Annotated in this window: 3 protein-coding genes; all 3 read left to right on the forward strand. The window is 44.9% G+C overall.

The features are described from left to right. The coding region (locus tag D6694_14230; protein RMH35957.1) for a glycosyltransferase family 61 protein at positions 1 to 737 on the forward strand (737 nt) is incomplete at its 5' end. Beyond that, the gene (locus D6694_14235) at positions 730 to 1,710 is read left to right on the forward strand and encodes a hypothetical protein (protein RMH35958.1); all 981 of its coding nucleotides are present in this window, start codon (positions 730 to 732) and stop codon (positions 1,708 to 1,710) included. The genes D6694_14230 and D6694_14235, both read left to right, overlap by 8 nt. A 120-nt stretch (positions 1,711 to 1,830) precedes the next feature. Then, the coding region (locus D6694_14240; GenBank protein ID RMH35959.1) for a glycosyltransferase family 2 protein at positions 1,831 to 1,962 on the forward strand (132 nt) is incomplete at its 3' end.

Below are 1,962 nucleotides of genomic sequence, written 5' to 3' on the forward strand. Positions count from 1 at the left end.
GCGAGCGAAAGCATTGTTACATTCTTCCAGGGATGGGATGGAATTATTACCATTGGTTGCTGGAAACAGTGCCGCTGCTGCGCCATTATCCGGAAGCTGTGGGGGATGGGGAGAAGCCTCCACTCGCTTTGTTTTTCCCCTTGAAGAAATGGCATCTGGAAACCCTGCGTCTGCTTGGGATGGGTGATGTTGATCTTCTTCCTTACGAGGAGGGTCGGTGGTTCAGGTACGAATGTGCTTGGCTTCCAGAGTTTGCTTCGCATTGCCTGGTTCCGTCGCCCGAAGATATCGAATTTCTGCGCGAACGACTGGCCAAGCCGGCCAAACCCAAGGCTGGGAAAAAGGTGTTTTTGACGCGCCGAGGAGTATCGGCAATTCGAACTGTGAAGGGCCGAAAGGCACTGGAAGAAAAATACCGAGCGAAGGGATTCGATGTGCTGGATCCGTCAAGAATGAGTCTGGGTCAGCAAATCGAATTTTTTTCTGATGCAGATGTTGTAGTTGCTGAGGGTGGGGCGGCATTGGCAAATATGGTCTTCTGTCCGAATGATGCCAAGTTTATTATTTATTCTGGGGACCGGGCCTGGGCTGAGACTTTTACCATGATTGCATCTGTATTGGGCCAAGAGGTTGAGGTCCACCTTGGTCAAACTCATCCCGTGCCAAATCCGTATTACCTTTGGACTGCTTTTGATGTTGCCGGACTCAAGAATTTGACGAGGAGGAATAATGCTTAGCTTTATCAAACATATTGGCATGAAAAGGCATGGGTTACCAAACTTTATTTGTGTCGGATTTGGTAAGTCGGGAACCACATCTCTGCATTATGCGCTGCGGGATCATCCAGATGTGTGTTTGCCAAAGATGAAAGAGGCTCATTTCTTTGATGTCGACGAAACATATGCTAAGGGGTTGGTATTTTATCGCAGAAATTTCTTTTCTCATTGTAGTAACAAGAAAGTTATTGGCGACATTACCCCTGCATACGTTACCAAGCCAGAAGCTTTGAAGAGGATACGCAAGGATTTAGGGCGTGGGGTGAAAATAGTTGTAATTCTCAGACATCCAGTGATACGAGCCTTTTCACATTACATTCATGCCGTGCGGCTGTTTGAGGATATTCATCCTTTTTGCGACACGTCTGGAAATATCCGTGATCTATACAGGGAATGCAGCGGTTATTCAAAACTGTTGAGTCTTCTTTTTGATCTTTTTCCGAAAGAGAATGTCCTTCCTTTGATTTTTGAACGTGATATTGAAGCCCATGGAACGAATGTTGCGTATAAAAAGGTATGTGAGTTCCTTGGCATAAAATACGATGGAACGGGAAAACCGGATGCTCTGGCAAATACCGGCTATTTGCCAAGGGTGACTTTGCTTGATTCACCCAAAAAAACAACAGTTCAGGGTAAAGAGGTGCGGTTTGATGCTGGGCAGCTGGTCGCCGAACATGTTAGAAAGCCAGAGGGGTATTCAGTGCAGATTATTGAGGGAATTTCAGGTGATGCGCTCTTGAGTTACGCCAACTTCGGTGAATCAATTACCCGTACTTTGGATAGGCAAACCATAAGAAGGCTTGAGGATAGTATATTCAAAGATGATATAAAAGCTGCCAAAAAGCTGCTGAGTGACTCAATTCCAGAGTGGAATCTGGACAACTTGAATATCCCATACTATGAGATGGTTGAATCACGACTTGTCGATATTTGACCTAGTCCATACTAGCAGTGTAAAACCATGTCGTATTTACTGTGCGGGTTGGTTTGGAGTCTGTTGGGAGGCCATATCAGCTAGCATATGAAGAATAGTAATGTCGTTTCATATATTTTGATGGTGTATAATCAAAAAAACTTTGTTGAAGAAGCTGTGAAGAGTGCGTTGGCGCAAACTTATGAAGACATGGAGATTATTATTTCTGATGATTGTTCGACGGATGGTTCTTACCAGCGAATTCTGTCCACA

The organism is Gammaproteobacteria bacterium (assembly GCA_003696665.1).
Classification (GTDB): domain Bacteria; phylum Pseudomonadota; class Gammaproteobacteria; order Enterobacterales.